The 20,091-nt window shown below is 40.9% G+C and carries 26 protein-coding genes and 2 pseudogenes; 22 read left to right on the forward strand and 6 right to left on the reverse strand.

From position 1 onward, the window contains the following. Window positions 1-344 precede the first annotated feature (344 nt). The 9 genes from MKP07_RS18680 to MKP07_RS18720 all read left to right on the forward strand — a co-directional run bounded on the left by MKP07_RS18680 (window position 345) and on the right by MKP07_RS18720 (window position 7,359). Window positions 345-2,702 carry an FtsK/SpoIIIE family DNA translocase gene (locus tag MKP07_RS18680; protein WP_240850942.1) on the forward strand — a complete coding sequence of 786 codons (2,358 nt, stop codon included), beginning with the start codon at window positions 345-347 and terminating at the stop codon, window positions 2,700-2,702. 138 nt (window positions 2,703-2,840) lie between these two features. Beyond that, window positions 2,841-3,488, forward strand: a complete 648-nt coding sequence (locus MKP07_RS18685) for a LolA family protein (RefSeq protein ID WP_240848527.1) — start codon at window positions 2,841-2,843, stop codon at window positions 3,486-3,488. A gap of 149 nt (window positions 3,489-3,637) precedes the next feature. Beyond that, on the forward strand, window positions 3,638-4,162 hold the full coding sequence (locus MKP07_RS18690) for a DUF1572 family protein (protein WP_240848528.1): 525 nt from the start codon (window positions 3,638-3,640) through the stop codon (window positions 4,160-4,162). A 135-nt stretch (window positions 4,163-4,297) separates the two neighbouring features. Beyond that, entirely contained in the window at window positions 4,298-4,663 is a 366-nt protein-coding gene (locus MKP07_RS18695) for a GAF domain-containing protein (protein WP_240848529.1), read from the forward strand. Beyond that, window positions 4,664-4,936 (forward strand): acylphosphatase, encoded by a 273-nt coding sequence (locus MKP07_RS18700; protein WP_240848530.1) that lies wholly within the window; start codon window positions 4,664-4,666, stop codon window positions 4,934-4,936. A gap of 115 nt (window positions 4,937-5,051) precedes the next feature. Next, window positions 5,052-5,375, forward strand: a complete 324-nt coding sequence (locus MKP07_RS18705) for a DUF1080 domain-containing protein (protein WP_240848531.1) — start codon at window positions 5,052-5,054, stop codon at window positions 5,373-5,375. Window positions 5,376-5,415: 40 nt separating this feature from the next. Beyond that, complete coding sequence (locus MKP07_RS18710; RefSeq protein WP_240848532.1) at window positions 5,416-5,784, forward strand: 3-keto-disaccharide hydrolase; 369 nt, start codon at window positions 5,416-5,418, stop codon at window positions 5,782-5,784. Between the two features lie 96 nt (window positions 5,785-5,880). Beyond that, window positions 5,881-6,369, forward strand: a complete 489-nt coding sequence (locus MKP07_RS18715) for a hypothetical protein (RefSeq protein WP_240848533.1) — start codon at window positions 5,881-5,883, stop codon at window positions 6,367-6,369. 768 nt (window positions 6,370-7,137) lie between these two features. After that, the gene (locus MKP07_RS18720) at window positions 7,138-7,359 is read left to right on the forward strand and encodes a hypothetical protein (protein ID WP_240848534.1); all 222 of its coding nucleotides are present in this window, start codon (window positions 7,138-7,140) and stop codon (window positions 7,357-7,359) included. A gap of 66 nt (window positions 7,360-7,425) precedes the next feature. Here MKP07_RS18720 and kdsA read toward each other — a convergent pair. Then, window positions 7,426-8,245: pseudogene (gene kdsA, locus MKP07_RS42720) on the reverse strand (3-deoxy-8-phosphooctulonate synthase). 144 nt (window positions 8,246-8,389) lie between these two features. Between kdsA and MKP07_RS18740 the strand changes: the two are divergent. From MKP07_RS18740 to MKP07_RS18795, 13 genes and pseudogenes are all read left to right on the forward strand, one after another. After that, a complete protein-coding gene (locus MKP07_RS18740) occupies window positions 8,390-8,659 on the forward strand; it encodes a Rossmann-fold NAD(P)-binding domain-containing protein (RefSeq protein ID WP_240848538.1) in 270 nt (89 codons plus the stop codon). Window positions 8,660-8,673: 14 nt separating this feature from the next. Next, a complete protein-coding gene (locus MKP07_RS18745) occupies window positions 8,674-9,336 on the forward strand; it encodes an NAD-dependent epimerase/dehydratase family protein (protein WP_240848539.1) in 663 nt (220 codons plus the stop codon). Window positions 9,337-9,766: 430 nt separating this feature from the next. Continuing rightward, window positions 9,767-10,447 (forward strand): LytR/AlgR family response regulator transcription factor, encoded by a 681-nt coding sequence (locus MKP07_RS18750; protein ID WP_240848540.1) that lies wholly within the window; start codon window positions 9,767-9,769, stop codon window positions 10,445-10,447. A gap of 169 nt (window positions 10,448-10,616) precedes the next feature. Beyond that, the gene (locus MKP07_RS18755) at window positions 10,617-13,046 is read left to right on the forward strand and encodes a hypothetical protein (RefSeq protein ID WP_240848541.1); all 2,430 of its coding nucleotides are present in this window, start codon (window positions 10,617-10,619) and stop codon (window positions 13,044-13,046) included. A 108-nt stretch (window positions 13,047-13,154) separates the two neighbouring features. Beyond that, a complete protein-coding gene (locus MKP07_RS18760) occupies window positions 13,155-13,412 on the forward strand; it encodes a hypothetical protein (protein WP_240848542.1) in 258 nt (85 codons plus the stop codon). Between the two features lie 29 nt (window positions 13,413-13,441). After that, on the forward strand, window positions 13,442-13,615 hold the full coding sequence (locus MKP07_RS42725; protein ID WP_394803673.1) for a hypothetical protein: 174 nt from the start codon (window positions 13,442-13,444) through the stop codon (window positions 13,613-13,615). 57 nt (window positions 13,616-13,672) lie between these two features. Continuing rightward, window positions 13,673-14,155 carry a hypothetical protein gene (locus MKP07_RS18765; protein WP_240848543.1) on the forward strand — a complete coding sequence of 161 codons (483 nt, stop codon included), beginning with the start codon at window positions 13,673-13,675 and terminating at the stop codon, window positions 14,153-14,155. Between the two features lie 92 nt (window positions 14,156-14,247). After that, window positions 14,248-14,970 (forward strand): glycosyltransferase family 2 protein, encoded by a 723-nt coding sequence (locus tag MKP07_RS18770; protein WP_240848544.1) that lies wholly within the window; start codon window positions 14,248-14,250, stop codon window positions 14,968-14,970. A 5-nt stretch (window positions 14,971-14,975) separates the two neighbouring features. Further along, a pseudogene (locus MKP07_RS18775) lies at window positions 14,976-15,331 on the forward strand (DUF2304 domain-containing protein). 6 nt (window positions 15,332-15,337) lie between these two features. Continuing rightward, window positions 15,338-15,832 (forward strand): hypothetical protein, encoded by a 495-nt coding sequence (locus MKP07_RS18780; protein ID WP_240848546.1) that lies wholly within the window; start codon window positions 15,338-15,340, stop codon window positions 15,830-15,832. Continuing rightward, window positions 15,817-16,647, forward strand: coding sequence for a hypothetical protein (locus MKP07_RS18785; RefSeq protein ID WP_240848547.1), 831 nt, complete (start codon window positions 15,817-15,819; stop codon window positions 16,645-16,647). Before MKP07_RS18780 ends, MKP07_RS18785 begins: the two co-directional genes overlap by 16 nt. After that, the gene (locus MKP07_RS18790; RefSeq protein ID WP_240848548.1) at window positions 16,644-16,925 is read left to right on the forward strand and encodes a hypothetical protein; all 282 of its coding nucleotides are present in this window, start codon (window positions 16,644-16,646) and stop codon (window positions 16,923-16,925) included. The genes MKP07_RS18785 and MKP07_RS18790 overlap by 4 nt, the downstream gene beginning before the upstream one ends. 14 nt (window positions 16,926-16,939) lie before the next feature. Then, window positions 16,940-17,374, forward strand: a complete 435-nt coding sequence (locus MKP07_RS18795) for a tetratricopeptide repeat protein (RefSeq protein WP_240848549.1) — start codon at window positions 16,940-16,942, stop codon at window positions 17,372-17,374. Between the two features lie 168 nt (window positions 17,375-17,542). Here the strand turns inward: MKP07_RS18795 and MKP07_RS18800 are convergent, their stop codons facing one another. From MKP07_RS18800 to MKP07_RS18820, 5 genes are read right to left on the reverse strand one after another with little or no spacing between them, the layout of a single operon-like run. Next, window positions 17,543-18,037 carry a class I SAM-dependent methyltransferase gene (locus MKP07_RS18800; protein WP_240848550.1) on the reverse strand — a complete coding sequence of 165 codons (495 nt, stop codon included), beginning with the start codon at window positions 18,035-18,037 and terminating at the stop codon, window positions 17,543-17,545. A 39-nt stretch (window positions 18,038-18,076) separates the two neighbouring features. Beyond that, window positions 18,077-18,322, reverse strand: coding sequence for an acyl-CoA thioesterase (locus tag MKP07_RS18805; protein WP_240848551.1), 246 nt, complete (start codon window positions 18,320-18,322; stop codon window positions 18,077-18,079). A gap of 2 nt (window positions 18,323-18,324) precedes the next feature. Then, entirely contained in the window at window positions 18,325-19,194 is an 870-nt protein-coding gene (locus MKP07_RS18810; protein WP_240848552.1) for an acyl-CoA thioesterase, read from the reverse strand. A 26-nt stretch (window positions 19,195-19,220) separates the two neighbouring features. Continuing rightward, on the reverse strand, window positions 19,221-19,478 hold the full coding sequence (locus MKP07_RS18815; protein ID WP_240848553.1) for a hypothetical protein: 258 nt from the start codon (window positions 19,476-19,478) through the stop codon (window positions 19,221-19,223). A gap of 24 nt (window positions 19,479-19,502) precedes the next feature. Further along, a complete protein-coding gene (locus tag MKP07_RS18820; protein ID WP_240848554.1) occupies window positions 19,503-20,048 on the reverse strand; it encodes an RNA polymerase sigma factor in 546 nt (181 codons plus the stop codon). Window positions 20,049-20,091: the final 43 nt, after the last annotated feature.

A 20,091-nucleotide genomic window follows, 5' to 3' on the forward strand; every position in this document is an offset into this window, starting at 1 on the left:
GTTTACACGGGGTAACTGCCAACTTCTACATATTTCTTGAAAGAAGCCGTCAAAGGAGTTGTTTGAACCTTCGGACAACTTTCCAACCTTCCTTATCTTTGCTTTTATGACGAATAAGAGTAAATCGAAGAGCAAAAAACAACAGGCAGGGCAAAAGATTCTGTTGCACCCTTTGTCGCAGAAAAGGAGGAAAAGATCAAGCTGAAACAACTGGCTAAAGATGAGCGTACCTGGAAAATAGTAGGTTTAACATCTTTGTTAATATCCATATTTCTGATCATCGCCTTTGTTTCTTATTTTTTACCTGGAGGCAGGATCAGGCAAGCGTATCCCGCGGTATTGAAATTCTCGGAGACGTTGATACTACGGCGAATAATCTTTTAGGTAAAACCGGGGCTATTATGGCCCACCTCTTTATTTTTAAATTATTTGGGGTAGCCTCCTTATTGGTATGCACTTTTTTCTTTGTTGTGGGCGTAAACCTGTTGTGGCGCAGACGCGTTTTTTCTATATGGCGTAACTTAAAGTATGTGACACTGGGCATGCTGGCCGTTTCTACCATCCTTGCTTTTGTTTTACGAAAAGAAGAATTTAGCTGGGGCGGCGGTGTCGGAAACGTGATCAGCGACTGGCTATTGGCTTCCCTGGGCTTTGTAGGGGCATCAGCCATACTATTACTCATAGTGGTGGCTTACCTTATCTGGCAGTTTAACCCTGTATTTGCATTCCCCAAAAAACTAATCAGGACTGCTACAGTAACTGCTGATGCTGAAACAGAAAAGGCGCCTAAGGAGGCTCTTCCGCTCGCAGAACACGATTTTGTGAAGGAAGAGGAAAAAACTCCCGTGAAGCAGAAAATTGAACCACTCGATGCCGCCACTTTAATTATTGATGAAGAGGCCGCGAAGCCCAAGCATAAGATAGGGTTGATAGAAAAAGAGGAGACTGCTGCGAAGGAAGAAGCAAAAGGATTTGAAGGAATAACCGTATTGAAACCCGAGGCAAGGATTCATTTTGATGAGCCAGAACCCGAATCCATGCCCGAACCAGAGTTAAAAAAGGAACTGGAAGTTGAGAAACCAAAAACTGCTCCCAAGCCGGTAGCTACAACAGGTGCGCTCAAGCTGGAAATAAATGATGCTCCGCTACCTAAAACCGAAGAAGAGGAGAAAGTGACGACTCCGGTAGAAACAACAAAGGCTTATGAGCCTACGCTGGATCTCAGGGATTATAAGCATCCTACATTGGACCTACTGGCCTCTTATGGTTCTGAAAAAGTAGAACATGATCCGGAAGAGCTGGAAAATAACAAAAACCAGATCATCACAACCTTACGTAACTATGATATAGAGATCCAGCGAATAAGTGCCACCATTGGTCCAACGGTAACATTATATGAAATTGTGCCTGCTGCCGGAGTTCGTATCTCACGTATCAAAAACCTGGAAGATGATATCGCGCTGAGCCTTTCAGCCTTAGGTATTCGTATTATAGCGCCTATACCAGGTCGTGGTACCATTGGTATTGAAGTGCCAAATGCCAAAAAGAGCATTGTAAGCATGAAGACTTTGCTGTCTTCAGATAAATACCAGAATAGTGCTCATTCTTTGCCCATTGCTTTAGGTAAGAAGATCGATAATGAACTGTTTATTGTTGACCTGGCAACCATGCCTCACTTACTAATGGCGGGTGCAACGGGACAGGGTAAATCGGTTGGTATTAATGCCATTCTCGTGTCTTTACTGTATAAGAAGCACCCATCGCAGCTGAAATTTGTTTTGGTGGATCCTAAGAAGGTGGAGTTGAGTATTTATAGCCATATAGAAAGTCATTTCCTGGCCAAACTGCCTAATGAAGAAGAAGCGATCATTACAGATACCAAAAAAGTAATTAATACGCTCAATGCGCTTTGTATTGAAATGGATAACCGGTACGATCTGCTGAAAGAAGCTGGTTGCCGTAACATCAAAGAGTACAATACCAAGTTTACTTCCCGGAAGTTAAATCCGGAAAAAGGACACCAGTTTCTTCCGTTTATCGTATTGGTAGTAGATGAGTTTGCTGACCTGATCATGACAGCAGGGAAGGAAGTGGAAATGCCTATTGCCCGTTTAGCGCAGCTGGCGCGTGCCGTAGGTATTCACCTTATCATCGCTACACAAAGGCCTTCGGTAAATATTATTACAGGTACTATTAAAGCCAACTTCCCGGCCCGCGTAGCCTTTAAAGTAAGCAGTAAGATCGATAGCCGGACCATCCTGGATGCTGGCGGAGCAGAACAGCTAATTGGTAAGGGAGATATGTTGATTAGCTTAAACGGGGAAATAGCCAGGTTGCAATGCGCTTTTGTAGACACTCCAGAAGTAGATAAGGTGGTAGAGTTTATCGGTTACCAGGAGGGATATCCGCAGGCCTTCCTTTTACCCGAATATGTAGATGAAAAAGAACTGGAAAGTGGGGATTTTGACCTGGGAGACAGAGATTCGCTATTTGAAGATGCGGCCAAATTGATCGTAGCTAACCAGATCGGTTCTACTTCTCTTTTACAAAGAAGGATGAAGCTGGGATACAATCGTGCCGGACGATTAATGGATCAGTTGGAAAATGCAGGTATAGTTGGTCCGAATCAGGGAAGCAAGGCCCGCGAAGTGTTGATTAAAACCGATGCAGACCTCCAGCAGCATCTCGAAATGCTGGGTTGATGGCGATAATACTGTCATCCGTAAACTGGCAACTGTTACTCTTTTGGGAATATGTTAATTAATGTTAACCACCGCACCACGGCATGAAAATTGGCGTCTTACCGTAAATAATTAAAAAAGAAATATTAAAAATTGAATATGAAGAAATTGTATATCACCGGCACTGCTCTGTTACTGTCCGTGTTCTCATTTGCTCAACAAAAAGATCCTAAAGCAAAAGCGATACTGGATGAAGTAAGCTCGAAGTTTAAAACCTATAAAACGGTAGCAGCTAATTTTGGTTACCAGATCACCAATGCCGCAGGCAAGGTGTTAACCACTAAAAATGGTACGGTTCAAATGAAAGGGAATAAATACACTATTAACCTCGGTGGTACTAAAATCATTAGCGACGGTGTTACGATATGGAATTACGATCCGGCCTCCAAAGAGGTAACGGTAAGTAGCGCCAGTGCTTCTGAAGGTACCATTACACCTCAAAAGCTTTTCACAGATTTTTACAACAAGGATTTTATGTATGTAATGGATAAAGATGGCAAAGTAGGAGGTAAAGATGTAAATAAGATCATTATGCAGCCAATCGACAAAAACAAACCATTCGCGAGAGTGTACGTGGCTGTAGATAAAGCATCAAAAAATATTGTTAGCACAACGGTGGTGGAAAAATCGGGCAATCGTTACGTGTATAATGTGAGCAATTTCAAGCCCAATACAGCTATAACAGACGCTAGTTTTACTTTTGATAAGTCAAAATATCCCGGTGTAGAAGTAGTGGATCTGAGGTAATAGAAAACAGGAAGACTTAATACTAACCATAATAAGCTCTCTAAACGAGGGCTTATTCTTTTTTCACAGTTATCAACTTATTAGTTTGCCGAATTGTTTAATTTGTGAAGATCGATAAGTGGATAGGCCAGAAACATAAACTGATAGTTATGAGCCCTGCAATTTTTCTCAAGAGTGCACTACAGCAATTTATTGATTATAAAACACTAGCAGATAAAACCTTCGCCCAACTTGGAGAGAAAGATTTTCATTTTACTCCTGGCGAAGGCAGCAATAACCTGGCTGTAATTATCAGGCACATGAACGGCAATATGGTAAGCAGATGGACCAACTTCCTAACGGAAGATGGGGAAAAAGAAGGACGTAACCGGGACAATGAATTTAACGGGCAGGAGGAATCGAAAAGTCAATTGATGGAGTTATGGGAACAAGGGTGGACTATTTTATTCAAAGCATTGGAATCATTGGAGGATGAAGATTTGGATAAAATGGTCTATATCAGAACAAAGCCGTTAACAGTAGTGGAGGCTGTTCACCGGCAGTTAACACATTATGCCTCGCATGTAGGCCAGATCGTTTATATAGGTAAAATGATCAGAGGAAATAATTGGCAAAACTTGTCAATAGCAAAAGGAGGCTCAACCCTTTTTAATGAGCAGATGAAAAAAGCTTAAATTACTTGAATAAATAAAACAAATATCCGTGGCAGAAGATTTAATGATAACTGAAGGAGGCAAAGAGGAGCAATACCAGGCACTTTTTCCGCAACTACAAGGTTTATTAGAGGGGAGGAAGATATCGTTGCAAATATGGCCAATATTGCGGCGGCTTTAAAGGAACAATTTAAGTGGTGGTGGGTTGGCTTTTACGTAGTAAAGGGCGACGAATTAGTGTTAGCGCCATTTCAGGGGCCTGTAGCCTGTACCCGCATTAAAAAGGGGCGTGGGGTATGCGGAGCAGCCTGGGAGCAGGAACGAACCTTGATCGTACCAGATGTGGAGCAGTTCCCGGGGCACATTGCCTGCAGTAGCTGGTCGAAATCAGAGATTGTAGTACCCATCATCAAAAACGACATTGTTGTTGCGGTGCTTGATGTAGATAGCGAACACCTGGATCATTTCGATCAGGTAGATCAGCAACATCTTGAAAAAATAGTGAGTCTTCTAAATTTTTAAATGAATGTTGACCCAAAAAATAATTATAACGGGGAAGGTACAGGGTGTTTTTTTCAGACAGTCAGCCAGGCAAAAACCCTTGATCTTGGTATTAAGGGCAGTGTTGAAAACCTGCCGGATGGTGACACGGTACTTATTGTAGCCACCGGACTTGAAGCGCGGTTGGCGGAACTGATTAGCTGGTGCCAGAAAGGCCCGTCTCGCGCAGAGGTGAAGAATGTAGAAATTTCAGACCTGCCTTTGCAGGAGTTTGAAAACTTTTCTATATTGTAGCATTTATTATAAACCCGATAAATTCACATGAAGTGAGTTGTCAACGATTGCTTGTCTTGATCGACAATAGTTACGGCACATTTCATGTCGCAAAAAATTAAAAGTAAAACCACACATGAAAAAATTAGCAACATCATCATTATTGCTTTTGAGTATGGCGTCTTTTGCCCAAAATAAAGACCCTCGTCTTACAGAGATCTGGCAGCCTGAACCTAAAATTGTAAGCCCCGGTAAAACCGCTGCTGATGCTCCTGCAGATGCTATCGTACTTTTTAATGGGAAAGATCTGGCAGAATGGCAAACCGATGAAGGGAAGCCCGCAAAATGGAAAGTAGAAGGAGATGCCGTTACCGTGGCGAAGGGCACAGGCATTATTAAAACAAAAAGGCCTTTGGCGACTGCCAGTTACATGTGGAGTGGCGCACGCCAGCCGAAGTAAAAGGCGAAGGGCAGGGTAGGGGCAATAGCGGTATTTTTTAATGGGATTGTATGAGTTACAGGTGTTGGATAACTTTAATAACCGCACTTACAGTAACGGACAAGCAGGCAGTATCTATAAACAAACCGCTCCTTTGGTTAATGCTTCCCGCAAGCCGGGAGAATGGCAGACTTATGACATCATTTTTACGGCTCCACGGTTTAATAAAGACAGTAGTGTTAAGTCGCAGGCAAGAATTACTGTGTTACACAATGGTGTATTGGTACAAAATAATACTTCCATCTGGGGAGCAACCCAATATATTGGTATTGCTACAAATACCTGGCACAAAGAGAAAGAACCAATCATTCTTCAGGATCACGGAGATGCTGTAAGCTTTAGAAATATCTGGATCAGAGAATTAGAATAACCACAAATAGTTATTAATTCCTAATATTTCCCCAAAAGATTTGTGGTAGGAAGACGCAGAAAAATAAAGCTTTTATCTTTGCGTCCTTAAATCAAAATGATGAAAAAAGTATACTTAATATTAGGCTTATTTATTGTGGTTGCAGCTACATCTTGTGGCAATGGTGATACTACAGAAGAGACAACTAGCGAGCAATCGCAAAATTCGGAATCGGCAACTGAAGTTGCTCCCGATAACGCCGGAAACGATGCGGCGGTGATAGAATCTTTCGCAAAAGATAAATCTGCAATCAGCACCGCTGACATAGATCCGAAGGATACAAGCTTTACTACGCGTAGCAAAACTCTCTATCTGTCAGATGAAAATGGAAAAAAACTTGCTGTTGTATATGGTTTTAAGGCAAAGCCCAATGGCATGGCGATTATTGAAGTTGAAGGTGAAAAAGCAGTTTCACTCAAACAGGTTGAAACTGCACCGGGCGCACCGTATGAATTTACAAATGGTACTATAATATTAAAAAGACTGGATAAAACTGTTCAGCTTAATGAAAACGGAGAAGTAGTTACCTATAAGGAAATTAGATAGTAAATAGACTTTGAAGTAAAAAGTATAAAAAAAGTTGTTTATTTAAAAAAGCTTCCTATCTTGTTCCTTCTCAATGAAGGAGAAGGAGCTTAGAGTAGTAAATAATTAAGTTTTTGAAGCAGCTTGAAAGAGCTGCTTTTTTGTTTTTAAAGATTTTTTGTGATACCAAACGCGGTTGTTAAGTAAGCATATATGCTCATATTTTTCTATCTGCGACTGCCTTACTTTTGTACTTGTTTGTTGAATAGAGACGTAATAATGGATCATACATTTGTAATTCCGGCGTATAAAGATTCCCCTCATTTAGAAGCATGTATTAAGGCTTTAAAGGGGCAAAAAAGCCAACACATATACTTATAGCTACATCAACACCGTCGGACTACATTCAGGCAATAGCAGACAAGTATGCTATTCCTTATTATGTATCTGAAGCCCCCGGGGAATAGGTAATGACTGGAATTTTGCAATAGAAAGCGCTTCTACACGCTATGTTACAATAGCTCACCAGGACGATATTTACGATGCTAATTATACCCGCCAGATATTAACTGCAATTGATAAAAACAGCCATAAAAAACCCTTAATTGCTTTCTGTAACTACACTGACGTAGTAAATGGAGTAGAAAGAAAAAGTTCAGTAAATGCTATAGTTAAAAATCTGCTGTTGTTTCCGTTTTGGTTCAAAAAAGCTATATCCTCGAAATTGATAAAAAAGCGGTATTATCAATAGGGGACCCCATTTGTTGTCCCTCGGTAACTATTGACCGAGTGAATACGGATAATATCCGCTTTTCGAAAGACCATAGTTGCGTGTTAGATTGGGTAGCCTGGTTACAGTTAGCGGAGAAAAGTGGTGCATTTATTTTTGTTAATAAAAAGCTGGTTAAACACCGCATTCATGTTGACTCGAAACTACTAACCAGATACAAAATGGTAAACGCCAGCAGGAAGAGCTGGAAGTTCTTTCCGGCATCTGGGGTAAAAATATAGCGCGGATCCTATCGAAATTTTACAGCAAAGGCTACAGCGACAATAATGTGTAGGAGATCTACTGATTTACAGTAGGGCCTGCCTGATTTTTACCAGTTGCTCCAAAAGGGTTTCCAATTGGTCAAGCGGTAACATATTGGCACCATCGCTCTTGGCCACAGCCGGATTTGGGTGGGTTTCTATAAAAATACCGTCTGCGCCACTAGCAATAGCAGCTTTTGCAATAGTTCCTATCAACTGAGGATTACCGCCGGTAACACCGCTGCTTTGGTTGGGTTGCTGCAAGCTGTGAGTGCAGTCCATTACAACGGGTACGCCATGTGCCCGCATCCAGGGAATGTTTCTATAATCTACTACCATATCGGTGTAGCCAAAGCTATTGCCTCTTTCGGTAAGTAATACTTGGTTATTCCCTGCATTATTAATTTTTTCTACAGCAAACTTCATGGCGGGACCGCTCAAAAACTGGCCTTTTTTACATTGATGATCTTTCCTGTTTTGGCGGCAGCTTCCAGCAAATCTGTCTGGCGGCAGAGAAATGCGGGTATTTGGAGTATGTCTGCATATTCGGCAGCCATTGCCGCTTCTTCGCGGGCGTGTATGTCAGTCACAGTGGGAACCGAGAACGTTTCACCGGCTTTTTTAGTAACTGCAGTGCCTCGCGGTCTCCGATACCTGTAAATGATCCGGCACTGGTGCGATTGGCTTTTCGGTAGGATGATTTAAAAACATAAGGGATACCCAGTTTTTTGCACATTTCGGCTACTGCACCTGCAACCTCCATAACGATAGCTTCACTTTCAATAACACAGGGCCCGGCCAGCAGGAAAAAATTATTAGGATCGTAATCCTGCTCCTTAAATAATGTTTCTAAAAACGTTTGCATACAACAAATGTATTGAAAAGTCAATAGTCAATGACTTGTAGTCGCTGTAGTTTAACCCGCAACTTATTTTTGGGGCGCGAAAACGATTGCGCATTTCTAATCGGCACATACTTTATTTTGATATGTTTGTGCACAATTTTTTTTATGGTAAAAGATAAAATTCTGGTAATTGGTTCTTCGGGACAGATAGGCGTGGAGTTAACGCTTGCGCTACGTAAAATATATGGTAATAATAATGTGATTGCCTCCGATCTAAGGGAAGAAAACGAGTTGCTGAAGGGTACCGGCCCCTATGTGAGTATTGATGTAATGAATAAAGAAATGCTGCATGTGCAGATAATAAGACAGAACATTACACAGATTTATCTATTGGCCGCCATCCTGTCTGCCACAGGCGAAAAAATCCAGGGTTAGCCTGGCATCTAAATATGCAGGGCTTACTAAATGTGTTGGATATCGCCCGCGAGGAAAATCTGAGAAAAGTATACTGGCCCTCATCTATTGCAGTATTTGGTCCTACTTCTCCGAAACAGAATTGTCCGCAACAAACTATTATTGAGCCTACAACAGTATATGGTATCAGCAAGTATGCAGGGGAGTTCTGGTGTAACTATTACAATATGAAATATGGTATAGATGTAAGGAGTCTGCGTTATCCGGGGCTTATCTCATATAAGTCTGCTCCCGGGGGTGGTACAACTGATTATGCGGTGGAGATCTTCCATGATGCCCTGGAAGAGAAGAAGTACACCAGTTTTCTAACCGAGGACACTTACCTACCCATGATGTATATGCCAGATGCTATACGGGCTACTATTGAGTTAATGGAGGCTCCCGTTGATAAAATATCCGTACGTACATCCTATAATATCTCTGCACTTAGTTTTTCACCAAAAGAAATTGCTGCGGCCATACAAAATCATATACCTGAGTTTACAATAGATTACCAACCTGATTACCGGCAGGCGATAGCTGATAGTTGGCCACAAAGCATTGATGACAGTGTAGCACAAAAAGATTGGGGGTGGAAACCTCAGTTTGATCTGGCAACTATGACGGAGGATATGCTGAAAAACCTGGTTATTAGTTGAAATAGATGTGTACAGGTGTTTGGATTAGCATATACTAACTAGAAATGCTCTTAATTTATAAAGAATAGCTGTCTGCAAAGGCAGCTTTTTTATTGAATTACTCAAAAACAAAGTTTTATATATAGTCTACTGTTTTTTAGTAATTAAAATTTGCAGGAAATTTTTATTCACCTTATATTTGCAACGCGTTAACATTTTATTGTAACCTGAGATAAACCTCGTTATTTATGCCATAAAATAAATTATGAAGGACAAACGGTAGAAGTGAGTAGCCGATAACAGATGACACCGCAACCATATTAACTGTTCGCTAATATTGAAATGAAAGCAAATCCATGGTAACCAAAGTTCAGATTATTGAAGAAAACAAGACTTCCTGGGATCTGGTTAAATATAAAATTGAGTCCTCAACGGAAAAAAACTCGATTTTTTGCCTTTCCATCCATCCGTAGAAGAGTCAATAGGAGCTCTGTTCCTGCACCGACCCAATATTCTTATATCCGATTTAAAGGCTTTACATAGTTACGACCTTGATGTTGTTGAAAAACTCCTGTTTCAAAGCATTGCAAAACCAAAAGTTATTGTGCTTGCTGCCTCTAATCAGCTGGAGGGTATTCAACGGATCGTAGAAATAGGGATCGCTGCATTGGTTATTAAGCCTTTAAATTCCGAAAATCTAGGCAGGGCCGTTCAAAGAGTGATCGGAATGATCGATACAGATAAAGATATACAGACCGACGACCATTTTATTACTTTAAAAGCTAATAGATCTTTACTGTATCTGAATCAGCAAGATATTCTTTTTATTGAATCTAATCGTAATATATGTACTGTTACGGTGAAAGATGGTAATCATAAAACTGTTAATGAAAGCATTAGCAGCATTGATCAGCGCATTTTAGCAAAAGATCTGATGCGTATAGATAAAAGTACCATTATTAATTTGTCTAAAATTGTATACCTAGGTGGAGATAAATACAATAAAGAGTGCCGATTGCGCCTGGATAATGGCAATGAAATCTCAAAGACTTTGAGCAAAATAGCCATGAGCCGGCTATACAAGATTGTGTCGAATAAGGTTAAGAATAAGGGACAAAACATCGTTTTATAGCGTTTCGTCCTTCAAAAAGCACTTTATTTCCTTTTTGTTAATTAAAGTCAAATAAAATGCTAATCTTGCCCAAAATATATTCCTGCGGTAAGCCGAAAAGCAGATGAAAGTTAGAGTAGGCATCATTTTTAACAAAAACATAATTAATCAATTAAAAAACTTAATTACTATGAGACGATCCTTCTTATCCGTTCTCGTTCTAGCCTCACTGATCGTGGGAGTAGAATCTTGTAAAAAAGGGGACACAGGTCCTGCGGGTCCTGCGGGCCCAACTGGCGCAGCTGGTGCTAATGGTGCCGCTGGTGCTGCTGGTGCTACCGGCGTTAAAGGTGCCGATGGTACTATTATTCGCACAGGTACTGGTGCTCCGACAGCAGCTACACCTGGCGCTATTAACGACTTCTATTTAGACACAAACACAGGTATCCTGTACGGTCCAAGAACTGCTACTGCTTACCCAACAACAGGTGTATCTTTAAGAGGTGCAACTGGTGCTAATGGTGCTAATGGTGCAACCGGTGCTGCTGGTGCAAACGGTGCTAATGGTGCAACTGGTGCAACTGGTGCTGCTGGCACTAACTTTATTGCTGGTCCTAACGCTCCTACAGGTGGACAAGGTAAAGATGGCGATACGTACTTCGCTACAACTACTTCTACCTTATATGGTCCTAAAGTAGCTGGTGCATGGCCTGCAACAGGAACTGCAATTGGTGTTACTGCAACTCCACGTGTATTTTTCTTAGATGTTAAACTGGATGGCGATCCAATCAACACTATCGCTACATTCCACGATACAGCTTTAACTTTAGACCCTTCAAGGTACATTCAATCTTCTCACACTCTGAATAGAGTTGATGTTGAACAAAGGATTGCTGGTTACCCAGGTTGGTCTTCTTTCAATGGTCGTGAAGTATTATTTACTGACGTAGCTTTAACTACTACTGGTCAGTACTTAATGGTTCCTACTGCTAATGCTGATTTTCTTACTGCTCCAGGTGGTGTTGAAAATGTAGTAGGTCGTACTTTTGTTTACACAAAAGATCCTAAAAACGCTAAATATGTAGCTATTATCAGAAGAGCTGGTCAATTAGCTGGTCTTACTATGACTACTAACCCATCCAATCCTCTTCCTGCTACTGCATCTCCTAATCCAGTAAACATTCCAGCTTCTGGTGTTCCTTATGCTGGTGGTGGATTAAGATATGGTAGAGCTGCTACAGCTATTACTCCTGCAAACATTGCGCAAGCAATCATTGATTTAGGTTTAACTGCTAGCGACGCTCAGCCTGTACAACAGTACACTTTCTCTCTGGATGATTACACTCGTTTGACTTCTAGTCCAACAACTCCTGGAGGTACTTCTACATACAATGCGCTTTGCTATTGGATGTATGCTGAAGCTGCTCATTCTACAGGTGCAGGTAGCCCGGATATCAACAACAAGAGCTTCGCAATCAACAGCCTGGTAGATTTCTTCCCAGTATGGATGAAAGCTGCACAAGTTAATACTGGTTCACTTTCTGACTATATTGTTAAGAAAACCTACAACTTCAATACAGGTTCTTTCTACAGGAATACTACTTTGAATGCTGCTGGTTCTGCGATGATCGATCCTTTAGCTAAAGCCTGGTCTGCTTCAAGAGCAACTGGTTCTATCGATTTCCATTTTATGTACGGAACTCCAGCTGGTCATGCCGCTGCAGGCAATATGGCTAGCCAGGGATCTATTAACCCTGCGTTAACTACGAATCCTGGTGCTACTGTATTCGTTCCTGGTGTAACTGGTTCTGTTGCTGCAAAACAATACGCTCCTGGTGCAGTTACTTTGGCTGGTCCTTATGCAACTAACCCAATGGCTTATGGTGCTCCTATCGTAGCTCCTGCAGCTTCATATCCTACTTATAATGTACAGAATTTGTACAATACCTGGATATCTTTAAATGATGATGGTGTATCTGGTAATCCTGGTGGAACTATCGGTGGCGGTAACGGAAGCGGCGCTGCTAATGACTACAACACTGTAAACGGTGCTCACGGAGATGTTTATTTCTTAACTACTCCGGCGTATGAGTACAGCACGTTTGTAGCGGTAAACGGTGGTACTTCATTCCCTGTAACTTCACCTTATGGTAACTATAATGTACCTGCTCCAACTACAACTCCTGAGTACCCTTACACAGGTATCTGGTTGCAGAATGGTGTATTACAGGTGAACTACAACGTTTACAACGGTGGTACAGGTCTACGTTTAACTGGTCCTGAAGGTACTTTAGGTGCTGGTGCTACTATTCCTTTCGGTGCAACTCCGTATTCTTACAACTGGACTGGTCCTAAAGGTTACATTGGTGCTTCTGGTGTTGCTCCTAACGCAGCTACATACTGGCCTGTTTCTGCTACAACTGGTGGAAGCTACACTGATGGTCCTTGGCCTTCAAATCAGAATACAGCTTGCGAAGGTTACTACTTCAAAGGTGTGTTTATTCCAACTAGCACTCCAAGAACAGATGATATCATCATCAAATTAAAAATTCAAACTATTCCTTCTAACAACCCAACTGATGCTCCTATTCAGTTGAAAGCTGGAAACAAGGTTAAATAATTTGATTTTTCATACAATTTGAGAGAGGCTATCTTCGGATGGCCTCTCTTTTTATTATTTTTGAAATTGAAGTAAATGTATATAAAGTATTGTCAACTGTTTTTTATCGTGTCAACCACATTTGTGATTATGCTTTCAGCTTGCTATAACAGAAATGAAGAAGACAAGCCTCTTTCAGGCATAGCTGTAGCTGTAGTGGATACCACACCAGACAAAACTCAGGAATCTGCCGTAAAAGACTCGATTCCTGTAACCAGCATCAAGTGGCTTGATTCTACCTTCAGGGATTTGGGATCTCTGAACTTTAAAGACTCCGCCCTTGTCAGCTTTCGATTTAAGAATACGGGGACAAGCCGCTTATTGTAAAGTCAGTGAATACTACCTGTGGTTGTACGGTGGCTGACACTTTGTACAAACCGGTAATGCCAGGCAAGGAGTCAAAAATTCAGGTAAGATTTTATTCCGCTACTCAGGCGGCTGCCATACACGAGAAGCATGTATATGTTATTACCAATACAATACCCTATCCTGGAACAACTCTGACATTTAAAGTTGAAGTGAAAAACTAAAGCGGTCTAACATTTTTTTAACGCCGAATGACCTATTTTTGCGTGCAAAATTTTTATATGAAACTTAGAAAACTGACATTAATTCTATTTTCCGTTTTATCTCTTGCTATTCTAGGCTGTAATAATGACGATAAGAAGAATGATACTGAAACTTATACCAGAGAAGTAAGTGATACAGCCAATGTTGCAGCCATCATGCATGGCTTTGATGCGAAGGATACTACGGTTATAGGAGCTTATCTGGAAGATAAGTCTACTATAACGATTAATGATATCGATCCAAAGGATACTACTTACTCCACCCGTTCCAAAGTATTGTATAAAGCCGGTCCTGATGGTAAGGCTTTAGCTATTGTATATGGTTATAAAACTAATGGTAAGGGTATGGCTGTAGTTCAAAAAGTAGGAGAGAAGCCCTTTACTTTGAAGGAAGGGGAAATGGAAGGTAATATTAGGAATTATTCTGATGGTACCAACAGGTTGCAAAAGGCGGATCAATTCGCGTTTTTAAATGACACTCAATACGAAGAAATAAGGTAACGAATTATAGATACAATTTTTATTAAGCGGCTAATTTTTCCAGCCGCTTTTTTTATCGAAATGGAACTGTTTTACCCCGTTAATACTTAGTTTTGCTCACCGCTATGATGAAAAGGCTTCTAATTGTAATACCCTCTTACAACGAGGAAACTGCATTGCCAAAGTTGTTAAATGAACTGAAGACCACAGTTTTTTTAAATTCCTTTACAGTTGTGCCATTGGTGGTAAATGATTGCTCAAAAGATAAAACAGAACTGGTCGCAAAACACAACGGAGGAAATGTTTTAAGCCTTGTTAATAATTTGGGTATCGGCGGTGCAGTACAGGCGGGCATTAAATATGCCAAGCGGCACGGTTTTGATTATGTATTACAGATGGATGGGGACGGGCAGCACCCTCCGGCAGAAGTAAATAAATTGCTCCAGGCTGCATTAGATACTCAGGCAGATGTAGTTATAGGTTCGAGATTTTTAAATAAACAAGGATTTCAAACCTCATTGATGCGCCGTTTCGGAATTAAATATTTTCATTGGCTTAACCGATTATTGACGCATAAGAGTATTTACGACACCACTTCAGGTTTTCGTCTTATGGGGGCGAGAGCTATTAATCTGGCGGCTTCTTATTACCCTGATGATTATCCCGAGCCTGAATCACTTATTTTCTTTTCACGTGCAGGTTTAATTATTAAAGAAGTACCGGTTATTATGCGTGAACGACAGGGAGGCAAATCTTCTATTGCTGGCTTTTCGTCGCTATATTATATGATGAAAGTTTCTTTAAGCTCCATTCTTTCCTATGTTAGAAAAATATAAACATCATGACAAAAATCCAGATAATAGCCATTGCTATTAATTTTTTCTTTTTGTTATATACCAGCCGGCTTATAGTAAAAGGTAAGTTGAGGGAGGAGTATGCGGTTATCTGGTGGATCTGTGCAGGGGTACTGTTTCTTTTTCTATATGGTCTGAGGGCCTGGGTATACTATCAGAATTTCTAGGTGTACAGGTGCCTACTAATCTTATATTTTCAGCACTTATATTTGTAATACTGATCTACCTGCTTCATTTGTCTCGTGTTAATTCAAAGCTGCAACATCAGGTAACCAGGCTTACACAGGAGCTGGCTATTTTAAATCAAAGGCTTGAAACACTGGAAGCCGAAAAACAGAATTGATAGAACATGTCTGCCAATAAAAACTTGAAGTATATAGGGTGGGTTTTGCTAGGTATTTTGATACTTGCTTACGCCAACCATTTTAATAACGGTTTTCATTTTGATGATAGTCATACTATCGTTGAAAATGTTAACATCAGAACACTGGAGAATATTCCTCGTTTTTTTACAGACGCCACCTTATTTAGTGTAAGCCAAAACCACCGCGGGCTTCGTCCTTTGGTAACCACCTCTTTAGCCATTGATTACTGGATTGCCGGCGGGCTAAATCCCTGGATGTTTCAGCTGTCAACCTTTCTCTGGCATATTGGATTGTGCGTGATGTTGTTTTTTATGTACCGGCAATTGCTGTTGAAAACGAACAGCCATAAATGGATTTCTTTTATAGCCTTATTTGGAGCAGGTTGGTTTGGCATTCATACCGTAGGCGCTGAAACACTTAATTACATCATTTCACGCTCCGATGTTTTATCTACGTTTTCATTGTGGCCTCTTTTTTAACTTATGTAGCTTATCCTGAAAAACGGAAGTACCTGCTGTACGTGTTATTGGCGATTATCGGCATCTTCGCTAAAGAAACGGTGCCTGTATTGCCGATACTCTTGTTCTTTTATATCCTCTTATTTGAAAGGCAATTGTCAATTTTTGATCTGTTTAAAAAGGATAACATAGGCAAAGTTGGACACACGATATGGATATTGTTACCCCTGGTAATAGCTATTGCGGGAGTACAGCTATATACACTTTCTAAAATGGAGGCGCAAGGTGCAGCTTATGGTATGTCTAATCCTTTGGGCTATTATTTGCTTACCCAAACTTATGTATGGTTTCATTATTTTAGATCCTTCTTTTTCCCCTATGACTTAAGCGCAGATACAGATCTGGCTGTCATCACAGATCTGTCTGATCCAAGGATATGGATTGGAGTAGCATTTGTTATAGCACTGGTGATTGTTGTTTTCAAAACCTCGCGTACAAAAGAAACCCGCCCGGTAGCTTTTGGCCTGATTTGGTTCGCGGTATCGCTACTGCCTACTTCTTTGGTTCCTTTTGCAGAAGTGATGAACGATCATAGAATGTATTTTGCTTTTGCAGGGTTAACCCTGGCGGTTGTTACTGCTTTAGGATTGTTGGTGATAAAAAAGCAGCAGTACTTTGAAAAGAAAAAGAACTACGAATACCTATTAATAGGAGCGTTTCTAATTATCGGGTTGAATGCGTATGGTGTTTATCAGCGTAACCAGGTTTGGAGAACGGAGGAGACATTGTGGAAAGATGTGACTGAAAAAGTCCTAAAAACGGAAGGGGATGGATGAACTACGGGCTATCCCTGATGGGAAAAGGAGATTTTAAAGGAGCTATTGAAGCTTACAAGCGGGCAGAAATAACCAACCCTTATTATAGCTACTTGTTTATCAATTTCGGTATTGCCTATGGATCGCTGAATGATAGCGTGCAGGCGATCAGCAATTTTGAAAAAGGAAGGGCCCTGGCTCTAATGATTACAATGGATACGTATACTATGCGCGGTATTGTTTTGAAAAACAAAAACTTCAGGAAGCAAGGCAGCTGGCAGAAAAAGCTATTGAGCTGAATCCCACCTCTTATATGCCAAGGGAAATATTAATGGGAGTTTACCAGGCGTTGAAGATGTGGCCACAGCTGGAACAATTGGCAGGCACTACATTGGCACTGCTTCCTAGTGATACCAAGGCATTACAGTATCTTGACGCCGCCCGGCAAAAGAAGCCACTTGTAATAAGCGCTACATCTGGTAATATCCCTTCGAGTGATATGTTAATTAATTTAAGTTTACAGCAATACAGCGAAGGGAAATATGAAGACTGTATAGCAACCTGTAATCTGGTGTTGCAAAATGATCCCAAGAATGCTGACGCGTACAATAATATTTGCGCAGCTTACAATATGCTGAAGGAGTGGGATAAAGCAAAAGCTGCTTGTACGAAGGCTTTGGAATTAAACCCTAAACATGCCAATGCTCCGGCCAACCTACAATGGGCTATTAAACAGAAACTCGATTAAGGGTAATGTTACGCGGAGATTTTTTATTTAAGTAGTCTGTTTGTGCTTAGTCGCCGGACTGTCCAATACTCACAAATTCGTTGTATTTGAAAAAGCGACCCGCAAATCGGGGAAAAGGGAAGGAATACTGCTTTACTGTCTTACATTGAAGAAGGTTGAAGACATTCTTTACTTTATCAAAATCCATAAACTCCACATGTGTATCATCTGATTTAAAGCCTGCTTCCTGGGGGTGATCAATATGATTTTTCCATTAGGTTTAAGTAGGTGCTGGTATTGTGCCAACAACGCTACTGTGTCTTTCTGAGTCATGTGTTCTGCTACATGTGCTAAAAGTATAGCGTCGAAAGTTTGAGGCTTGTTATAGGAGCTTTGTTCGAAGTCTATATTGGTATAAGCTTTAAGCCCCTGGGACGTGCAAATTTCCACGGAAGTAGGATTGTGATCTATTCCAATGCCATGGCCATTTAAATGCAGCAGGTTTCTACCTACACCACATCCTATATCTAACACAAATCCGGGATTAATGCTTTGGATATTCTTTTTATAAGGGTATTGTACGTTGAGCAGTTTTTTCCACCACTTAGATTGCCGGGTAATTAGCGATTGCGTGTAATTTTCCTTGTCAGTCGGGTTGCCCTTTAATATCTTATGTTTATCCATTAATTGGGTTATATAGCTCCCGAAGTTAACATAAACCGACTAGTATTGGCCTCTCAATTTTACCAATGCATTTTCTGGTAGGGCGGCAACTTTCTTCAAATTGTAATCAAAGCAAACCATTCCTGTTTTAGCGATGGCCATAGTTTGTTTTTTGTCTTCCCGTTTTTTCTCCAGCCGGTATACCAGGTCAAACCCGGCACGACTAAAATCATTAGCGCCTATCGATACTTCTATTACATCTCCATAAAAAGCTTCGGCTTTAAATTCAATGGCAACATCTGCCATGATCAGACCAACTCCTCTATATTCATTTCGCTGTAGCCGAGGGCTTTCAGAAATTGCAGCCTTGCTTCATGAATAATACTTAGTATAGCATCATTGCCAACATGTCCGCCGTAATTAACATCTGTTATACGAATAGCAATACTGGTTGAAAACGTAAAATGAGGTGGAAGCGGTACTTTGATACGGGCCATTTTCTTTTTACGCAAAAATAGGTGTAAGCATTCACGATCAGGTGAGAACCTGTTACATGTTAGGGGAGTACTGGTTTCAGCAGCATCGCCGCTGGCCATATCCAGTAAGTCGAGGAAGTTATCGGGAGAAGCAGCTGCATTACTGCTGGCCATTTCTTTTTGCCATTTAGAGATCTGGTCGTCGCAACTATGATCTTCACCGGCTATACAATCGGCCATATTACTTACCTTTTTCGACATTCTTACGATGTTACCATCCTGGGTCATTAAAATAATATAACGATTTTGCAAATCAGCGTTTCTTTCATTAGAGGCACTGTAAGCATTTCCTAACTTGGTACGTATACCCGCTAAAGCCTGTTGTTGCCGGTTTTGGGTGTTGGCTTGCTGTGGGGCACCGGCTTGAATAGCGTTTGCTACATTCGGCGTTCCCTTGGTTTTTCCACCATTACCGGCAGTGTAGTCCTTGCCGCTATTACCATCTGACAAAATAAAAAAGGCGCTGATACTTACAATGGCAATAAAGCAAGCTGCTGCTGCATATTTTAACCATCCATGATTCATAGGTACTACTAAGGCCGGCTCTTTCTTTTTATCTTCCAGTTCCTTAATAATATTCACCCAAACACTGTTGGGCGGAGTTACCTGTATATGAGAAAGCTTCTTCTCAATTATCTCCAAAGCTTTTTGATCATCTAGTTCCCGGGCTATGTTATCCCAGGCTGCTGGAGGTACAAATGCTTCAGTATTATATAGTTTTTCTGCAAGATTTTTTCCTGGCTGATAGCATCCAACTCATTAGCAATAACATTCCAGGCCATAACCGGCGGAGCTACTTCTAACGCTGTTAAACGCTCAGTTAAATTCTGATATTCTTCCAGCTTGTCCAGTTCACGGGCAATATTATTCCATGCTCCAGCGGGTGGAGTAACTTCAATATCATGTATTTTCTTGAGGTTGTTCATGGTAAAATTACTTCGATCTGTCTTCTATATGTTTTTTACTAAATCCTGCAATAGCGCTTTTGCCCTGGAAAGCTGGGATTTGCTGGTACCTTCGCTGATACCCAGCATGTCCCCGATTTCTTTGTGAGAGTATCCCTCCACCACGTACATGTTGAAAACCGTACGATAGCCGGGTGATAATTTTGTTATTAATTCCAGGATATCTTTTTCCGCCAACTCGTCCAACGCAGATACATATTTCCCTTCGATCGTGTTTTCTTCCTTTTCTGTAACCGGCTGTAAATATTTCTTTCTTCTGAAATATTCGATAGCAGTGTTTACGAAAATTCTTCGAACCCATCCTTCAAAGGAGCCGTCTCCCCTGAAACTGTCAAGTTTTTTGAAAACTTTAATAAATCCATCCTGTAAAATATCCTGTGCTTCATCAGCATTAGAGGCGTAACGTAAGCAGACTGCATACATTTTAGGAGAGAAACGCTTGTACAGCTCTTCCTGCATCCTTCGGTCGCCTTCAATGCATCCTGTAATTAAGTCGCTTTCCGGAATCGTATGGTTGCGTGTAGGTTCCAAATTCTTTAAAATATTAAAAAGTTTTTTTCAAATATAGGGAATA

The organism is Paraniabella hibiscisoli, from assembly GCF_022512515.1.
In the GTDB taxonomy this organism is placed as follows: domain Bacteria; phylum Bacteroidota; class Bacteroidia; order Chitinophagales; family Chitinophagaceae; genus Niabella; species Niabella hibiscisoli.

Coding starts and splice junctions, on each gene's coding strand:
- MKP07_RS18685 (WP_240848527.1), top strand. CDS start 2,841: ATGAAGAAATTGTATATCACCGGCACTGCTCTGTTACTGTCCGTGTTC.
- MKP07_RS18690 (WP_240848528.1), top strand. CDS start 3,638: ATGAGCCCTGCAATTTTTCTCAAGAGTGCACTACAGCAATTTATTGAT.
- MKP07_RS18695 (WP_240848529.1), top strand. CDS start 4,298: ATGGCCAATATTGCGGCGGCTTTAAAGGAACAATTTAAGTGGTGGTGG.
- MKP07_RS18700 (WP_240848530.1), top strand. CDS start 4,664: ATGAATGTTGACCCAAAAAATAATTATAACGGGGAAGGTACAGGGTGT.
- MKP07_RS18705 (WP_240848531.1), top strand. CDS start 5,052: ATGAAAAAATTAGCAACATCATCATTATTGCTTTTGAGTATGGCGTCT.
- MKP07_RS18710 (WP_240848532.1), top strand. CDS start 5,416: ATGGGATTGTATGAGTTACAGGTGTTGGATAACTTTAATAACCGCACT.
- MKP07_RS18715 (WP_240848533.1), top strand. CDS start 5,881: ATGATGAAAAAAGTATACTTAATATTAGGCTTATTTATTGTGGTTGCA.
- MKP07_RS18740 (WP_240848538.1), top strand. CDS start 8,390: ATGGTAAAAGATAAAATTCTGGTAATTGGTTCTTCGGGACAGATAGGC.
- MKP07_RS18745 (WP_240848539.1), top strand. CDS start 8,674: ATGCAGGGCTTACTAAATGTGTTGGATATCGCCCGCGAGGAAAATCTG.
- MKP07_RS18755 (WP_240848541.1), top strand. CDS start 10,617: ATGAGACGATCCTTCTTATCCGTTCTCGTTCTAGCCTCACTGATCGTG.
- MKP07_RS18765 (WP_240848543.1), top strand. CDS start 13,673: ATGAAACTTAGAAAACTGACATTAATTCTATTTTCCGTTTTATCTCTT.
- MKP07_RS18780 (WP_240848546.1), top strand. CDS start 15,338: ATGTCTGCCAATAAAAACTTGAAGTATATAGGGTGGGTTTTGCTAGGT.
- MKP07_RS18790 (WP_240848548.1), top strand. CDS start 16,644: ATGAACTACGGGCTATCCCTGATGGGAAAAGGAGATTTTAAAGGAGCT.
- MKP07_RS18795 (WP_240848549.1), top strand. CDS start 16,940: ATGCCAAGGGAAATATTAATGGGAGTTTACCAGGCGTTGAAGATGTGG.
- MKP07_RS18800 (WP_240848550.1), bottom strand. CDS start 18,037: ATGGATAAACATAAGATATTAAAGGGCAACCCGACTGACAAGGAAAAT.
- MKP07_RS18805 (WP_240848551.1), bottom strand. CDS start 18,322: ATGGCAGATGTTGCCATTGAATTTAAAGCCGAAGCTTTTTATGGAGAT.
- MKP07_RS18815 (WP_240848553.1), bottom strand. CDS start 19,478: ATGAACAACCTCAAGAAAATACATGATATTGAAGTTACTCCACCCGCT.